The sequence below is a fragment of the Paenibacillus sp. oral taxon 786 str. D14 genome, assembly GCF_000159955.1.
GTDB lineage: Bacteria > Bacillota > Bacilli > Paenibacillales > Paenibacillaceae > Fontibacillus > Fontibacillus phoenicis.
Genome location: NZ_GG695989.1, coordinates 1 through 5,511 on the forward strand (window position 1 = coordinate 1; position 5,511 = coordinate 5,511).

General features: G+C 50.9%; 7 protein-coding genes and 1 pseudogene. 3 read left to right on the plus strand and 5 right to left on the minus strand.

The window, feature by feature from the left end; all coding sequences use genetic code 11:
* Positions 1–111: 111 nt before the first annotated feature.
* Positions 112–1,374, plus strand: coding sequence for an anaerobic sulfatase maturase (locus POTG_RS18465; protein WP_009226375.1), 1,263 nt, complete (start codon positions 112–114; stop codon positions 1,372–1,374).
* A 113-nt stretch (positions 1,375–1,487) separates the two neighbouring features.
* Here POTG_RS18465 and POTG_RS18470 read toward each other — a convergent pair whose 3' ends face one another.
* Positions 1,488–1,985 carry a hypothetical protein gene (locus POTG_RS18470; RefSeq protein ID WP_198136233.1) on the minus strand — a complete coding sequence of 166 codons (498 nt, stop codon included), beginning with the start codon at positions 1,983–1,985 and terminating at the stop codon, positions 1,488–1,490.
* On the opposite strand from POTG_RS18470, the pseudogene POTG_RS18475 reads away from it, so the two are divergent.
* Positions 1,962–2,375 (plus strand): annotated as a pseudogene (locus POTG_RS18475) (transposase); the annotation flags it as partial. The gene POTG_RS18470 and the pseudogene POTG_RS18475 sit on opposite strands and share 24 nt — an antisense overlap.
* A 389-nt stretch (positions 2,376–2,764) precedes the next feature.
* On the opposite strand, the gene POTG_RS18480 reads toward POTG_RS18475, so the two are convergent.
* From POTG_RS18480 to POTG_RS18485, 3 genes are read right to left on the minus strand one after another with little or no spacing between them, the layout of a single operon-like run.
* Complete coding sequence (locus POTG_RS18480; protein ID WP_442852592.1) at positions 2,765–3,877, minus strand: Ger(x)C family spore germination protein; 1,113 nt, start codon at positions 3,875–3,877, stop codon at positions 2,765–2,767.
* Positions 3,760–4,386 (minus strand): spore germination protein, encoded by a 627-nt coding sequence (locus POTG_RS24975; RefSeq protein WP_232282347.1) that lies wholly within the window; start codon positions 4,384–4,386, stop codon positions 3,760–3,762. Before POTG_RS24975 ends, POTG_RS18480 begins: the two co-directional genes overlap by 118 nt.
* On the minus strand, positions 4,383–4,820 hold the full coding sequence (locus tag POTG_RS18485; RefSeq protein WP_009226379.1) for a hypothetical protein: 438 nt from the start codon (positions 4,818–4,820) through the stop codon (positions 4,383–4,385). Before POTG_RS18485 ends, POTG_RS24975 begins: the two co-directional genes overlap by 4 nt.
* Before the next feature lie 40 nt (positions 4,821–4,860).
* On the opposite strand from POTG_RS18485, the gene POTG_RS18490 reads away from it, so the two are divergent.
* Positions 4,861–5,088 carry a hypothetical protein gene (locus POTG_RS18490; RefSeq protein ID WP_036646195.1) on the plus strand — a complete coding sequence of 76 codons (228 nt, stop codon included), beginning with the start codon at positions 4,861–4,863 and terminating at the stop codon, positions 5,086–5,088.
* Between the two features lie 59 nt (positions 5,089–5,147).
* Here POTG_RS18490 and POTG_RS18495 read toward each other — a convergent pair whose 3' ends face one another.
* The gene (locus POTG_RS18495) at positions 5,148–5,471 is read right to left on the minus strand and encodes a GerAB/ArcD/ProY family transporter (protein WP_036646196.1); all 324 of its coding nucleotides are present in this window, start codon (positions 5,469–5,471) and stop codon (positions 5,148–5,150) included.
* Positions 5,472–5,511 lie beyond the last annotated feature (40 nt).

Sequence of the window (5,511 nt, forward strand, 5' to 3'; positions counted from 1 at the left end):
GGAATATATTTTGCCAACAAACTCCATATTTCAACAAAACTTTTTTTTATTTTGACAGTAATTAGGTGAGGGTGTTATCTTGAAGATAACATGGACAGGGGAGGATTCAATATGTCGGAACGCCGCGCGACAAACCGTCACTCCGCCGTGACGGTGATGTGGAAAACCGTGTCGGAGGATTGCAACCTGGCTTGCGATTACTGTTATTACAGCACCTGCAAAGGCAAGCCGGGTCCGAATATCAACCGGATCGACAGCTCTGTGCTGGAAACCTTCATCCGGAATTATATGAAGGTCAGCCGCGGAGCCGTTGTCTTTGCCTGGCAAGGCGGAGAGCCGCTCCTGGCCGGGCATGCGTTTTTCGAGCAGGTTGTGCGCCTGCAAGCGCTGCACGCCCCGCCGCGTACGATCATCAGCAATTCCTTGCAGACCAACGGCACGCTCATCGACGACCGGTGGGCTTCGTTCTTTCAAGCGTACCGCTTCCTCATCGGCGTCAGTCTCGACGGCCCGCGGGAGATCCACGATGCGCGGCGGGTAAATGCGGCCGGCAAAGGCAGCTTCGACCGCGTCATGGCCGGCATCCGGCATCTCCGGCGGCACCGCGTCGATTTTAATATTTTGACGGTTGTCCATAAGGGCAATGTCGGCAAGGCCAAAGAGCTGATGGCCTTTTACCGGGACAACGGCTTCGATTACATTCAGTTCATTCCCTGCATGGATTTCAGATCCCAGCGAGTGGACCAGCCGGGCGTATACGAAATTACCCCGCGCGAGTACGGCAACTTCCTCTGCGAGGTTTTCGACGACTGGTATCGGGACGGCCGCCCAGACCTGTCCATCCGCTTCTTCGACAATATGCTTAGCGTCTACATGAACCGGGAGGCCGAACTGTGCGTCCACCGGGCGGAGTGCCCGGCCAGCCTCGTGCTCGAGCCGAATGGGGACGCCTATCCGTGCGACTTCTTCATCAGCGACGAATGGAAGATCGGCAACGTCGGCAGCGATTCCCTTGAGGACGTGCTGTCCCATTCGAACTATGAGCGCTTCCGCCGCATGAAGCCGACGCTGCCGGACTCGTGCCGCACCTGCGAATGGCTGCGCCTATGCTATGGCGGCTGTCCGCGAAACCGCCTGCAGGGGCCCGAAGGCGGAGCCGTCCAGGCCGGCCCGGATTTTTTCTGCGAGAGCTACAGGCAGGTATATGCGTATACGCATGAGCGAATGGAGCGGCTCGGCCGTCAGCTTCGCCAGGAGCTGTTCACCCGCAATGTGCGCCTTTATTTGAACGGCAAGCCTCCGGGACGGAACGAGCCTTGTCCTTGCGGCAGCGTCAAGAAATATAAAGCCTGCTGCGCTCCCGGCAGCTTGTAATCGGGGACTTAGCCGCAAAAACCGCTGCCCGAACGCGAACTGCGCCTCCAACGGTGAGAGGTTGTGTAACCGTTGGCGTACCGTTCATCAGAGCAGCGGTTTCGCTTATGAACTTATCTTTTCAAATAACGTTCGTACGCGGCCTGCTGAATTTTCAGCACTTGGTCCAGGCCCATTTTCTCGATATTTTGCACATAGTCGTCGAATTTGTCGAGCGGCTCCGCTCCCATGATGAATTTGTTCAGCATTTCCTCCTTGTAGGTCGTCATTTCCGTCAGCCTGGCGTTCAGCACATCGCGCTCCTCCTGCGTGAACGAAAGCGTGAGCGGGTACTTGTCCTTGATGTACGGCGTGATGGAGTCGCGGATTTTCTCGATTTTCGGCGTCACCATCGCATTCTCATAGCGAATATCCCATTGATAGGCGAGTTCGGGATGGCCGAGCTCGTACATTTTGAGCAGCGGCGAATGCTTCGCGTCCTTCATGATCAAATCCGTATATTTCGGCTCGTTGTTCTCCATCGTATACGTAAGGCCGAGCACTCCGAAATTGTGGGCAAGCTGTCCTTCCTCGCTGTAAAACCAATCCTGATGGACAGTTGGTTTACGCATGCACCACTCATCGGTGAAGTCGTGAAGCGAGGGCTTCACGTGATCGGAATGGTCAAGAACGATAACAAACGTTTTCTGGTTCAAGGTCGAAAGCTGTCGTTAAAGGAATTGTACGCCGCCGCGCCGCGTGTGGACAGTAAGAAACGCCATATTCTTCGGTCCATTCGAACCGAGCTTGCTTGCGGGATTCCCATACACGTAGTGTTTGTCCGCCATCGCACAAACAAGAACGAATGGTTAGCCATTCTGATGACAGACCTTACGCTGACCGTAGAAGAAGTGATTCAGATTTACGCCATGCGTTGGGACATTGAAGTCTTCTTCAAATGTACGAAATCGCTGCTTCGTCTGCAAAAAGAGTTTCAAGGACGATCTTACGATTTACTCATAAATTAAAGATAACCAGTTTATTCAAGGAAAGGCAGCTCTATTATTAGATGGAAGTGTTCAATTCATCGATAAATTACATCTTAACGCTAATTTTTCTTAGGGATTTGTACCTAAGCCGGTGAATTTGAAGAAAAGAGATGAAAGTAGAAGTGTTTTTTTCGATCGAGTATTATCTATTCCAGAAAAATCAGCAAATAAGGAATTGGCATGGCAAATCATAAAAGTGCTGATGGATGAGCAAGTAGCTGATGAATATAATTCATTTCCAAAAAGTGTGTCGACACTCAAAAGTCATATGAACCAATATAGTGGAGTGAGCTTGGAGGAATTCTGGCAACAAAATCTGGATATCAATCCCGGGATATTGCCAAGTGTTTTATCGTCTTCATTTATCGGTAAATTTTATGGAACCTTGGAGAAGGAGCTTCAACTTGCCATTGACGGAAAACAAACGGCGGATCAGACCTTCGAGAAACTTGTGAACCAGACCCAAGTCTCTTATGAGAGGAGGAGTGGATTAGGTTGACCTCGACCTGGACTTGATCCAAATCCATGATGGAAATTAGAGACTTTCCTTGGGAATGAAGCTTCTTCCAACGTACCTGATCATGGCGGTAGAGCTTTTCTTCCAGATTGTATAGATCGATCTGCTTTGCCTTCGCCGCGTCGAAGGAACGCCTGATTTCGCGTTCAATCGTCTCTTCGGCCGCAGCACGGAGGCGGGCGGAGGTCATTCCGCTGTCCGCCGCTAATTCTGAGATATAGGCCTTAGCACGCACATTCAAATTAACTCGAATCGGGTCGTTTCCCGGACCGATTTGAATGTCCGGATCGCGATGAGCGATATTGATCGTTACCGGGGAACCTTCATCTAGAACTAAGGGCAAGGGGAAGCTGATCATTCGTCGGAACTCCACGTATCTAGCCCCCTGAAGCATTTCCGAATCAACCTGTCCCCGGTTTCTGCCCTGCGCGATGGCATATGCGCCAACGAGCTTAACTTGAGGGGTAGGTTCGCTATCCCCCTTCCAGACCCCTTCGGTCCAGCTGACCAAGGGTAACAGCTTTGTCACTGCAGGTTCCTTCACGCCGTCCATCAGTTTGATTAGTCGGAGGGGCTCGACGTAAGAATACAGTTTAAATAATTCTTCCGGGTCCAGCAGTGCTGAATTGAGCACCGACTCATTCAGCAGGGAGATGCTCTTTAATACGTCGGGTAATTTCTGGTCGGTGCCAAATACCCAAGACGTGTACCGAAGATCACGGGTTTGGATCAAGCCGTTGACAGCTTCGGGTAAATGCTCGTCCAGCAGCGCTTTGGAAAAAATGATCGTTCGCACATGTGTCCAGGACGTTCGTTGCTGGGAGACGGGATAGAGCGAGATCAAAGCCTCGTCGATCGTCTTCCCTTCGCTTTTTCCGATCCAAACCTCCCCATGTCCCGTTTCAACTGCCCCCTCTTGTTTCGCGATATCAGAAAAGTCGAGCAGCTGGGCATAGATGATAAAACGGCCACTCTCATAATCGACCTCCAATGCGGTGATAAAATTGATATTTTGCGCCTGCCGTCACGGGCTCCTTTGACGGCTGATTCTGTGCTGGCTTCTTCGGGGGAACGGCCCGGCGGATTTGAGATATCGCAGCTGAAGAAGGTCTGGTTATGTTCGAAATAGAGAACCAACTTGCCGGAGTATACTTGAAGAGTAAGATGATGCAGCAAGTCCGACTCTTCGATCCGATTTAACGGTAAATAGGGATTACGTCCAAGTTCGTCAATCTCGAGGTTGGCCTGGTCCCGACACAGATCAGCAAGCCGGGGATAGATCACCTCGTTTAGCTGTTTCAAATCCGTCATTGGCTCACAATAGATTAACGTGATCGCATGCCCTGATTCCATTCCGGCAGCAAACGGGCGAAGCTTGACATCGGAAGAAGGCTGGAAATAATTGATCAGGTACGGAATGTCTATCTTGCTTGATTGTTGGCCGGATGGCCGATCGCTGGTATTCATGTGGATCCTCCTTTCCTGTGTGTTCTGAATAAAGCGGCAGCACGAATGAAGAGCGTCATGAACAGCAGGAAACAGGCGTTAATCGGGAATATGTAACGAATCATCAGATGCTGAAACATGATGTCGGTCATGGTGTAACAGCTAAGTAAGATCAGGATGAACGAGAGAACGGCGAGCAACGTAGGTCTCCAGCGGGGGGGCTTCTTCCACATGTCTGCGATGACGATCAGCGCAAAGGAAATGCGAATCACGCTGCCGGACAACCATTGATAAATCGAGAAGAAATCGGTTTGCGATACGTATTTGCCAAAACCGGCAATTCTCCATTCCTCATACGCTGGATAACGTTGGATCACCGCCTCAAACGGATTAAACTCGACAATCGCGCCGGTCAGGGGGACCAGCGTCAAACCAAACAGGATCAGACTGAACACAATGTAGCTGAATTCGGGTTAACGGGGTCTTTAGGTAGGGTTGAAGAAAGAAGACAAAGAAGATCTCAAACAACCCGGCACAGGCGTACCATACTCCTTTAAAAACCGGAATCCATCCTTGTTCCAAGAGAGGGAACAGCAGACTGTAATCTTTAAATTCGATGTTGACGATCGCGACATAGAAGCCGAGCAAGACGACAAGCGGCAGCAAGATACCGGAGGTCACCGCGATCGTTTTTATGCCCTTCAATGCTCCAACGAAACATAGCAGCATCAAGATCGACGAACTGCTATAACCGGAGTGTAGGGCAGAAACGTCACCTTCATTCACATGACGGTATCGTATAAACTGAACCACGCCGTAGTGAAGAAGAAGACGGTGATCACCCAGCGAAATCCAAAAGCAGGAATTCGGCCCAGTCGATGGCGAATCCAATCGGGGAGAGGTTGGGTTCCAATCCGGGACGAAGCGTAGTAAGTAAGCCAAACTACAATTGCAAATGGCACGGCGGACAGGATCACGGAAAACCAAGCATCCCGTTTGGCGATTTGCAGCAAGGCCGGTATGATGAAGACATGGTTCGTGATCCCGATGGCCAACATCAACATCATGATAGCCTGCAGGTTCGTAGCTTTCGGTGAGCGGATCATAAGCTTCTCCCATCCTGACAGATTCTGGCTCTACTCATTG

What these genes read in the sequence shown, in the direction of transcription:
- POTG_RS18465 (WP_009226375.1), top strand. Translation starts at nt 112, where the DNA reads ATGTCGGAACGCCGCGCGACAAACCGTCACTCCGCCGTGACGGTGATG.
- POTG_RS18470 (WP_198136233.1), bottom strand. Translation starts at nt 1,985, where the DNA reads ATGCGTAAACCAACTGTCCATCAGGATTGGTTTTACAGCGAGGAAGGA.
- POTG_RS24975 (WP_232282347.1), bottom strand. Translation starts at nt 4,386, where the DNA reads ATGAATACCAGCGATCGGCCATCCGGCCAACAATCAAGCAAGATAGAC.
- POTG_RS18495 (WP_036646196.1), bottom strand. Translation starts at nt 5,471, where the DNA reads ATGATCCGCTCACCGAAAGCTACGAACCTGCAGGCTATCATGATGTTG.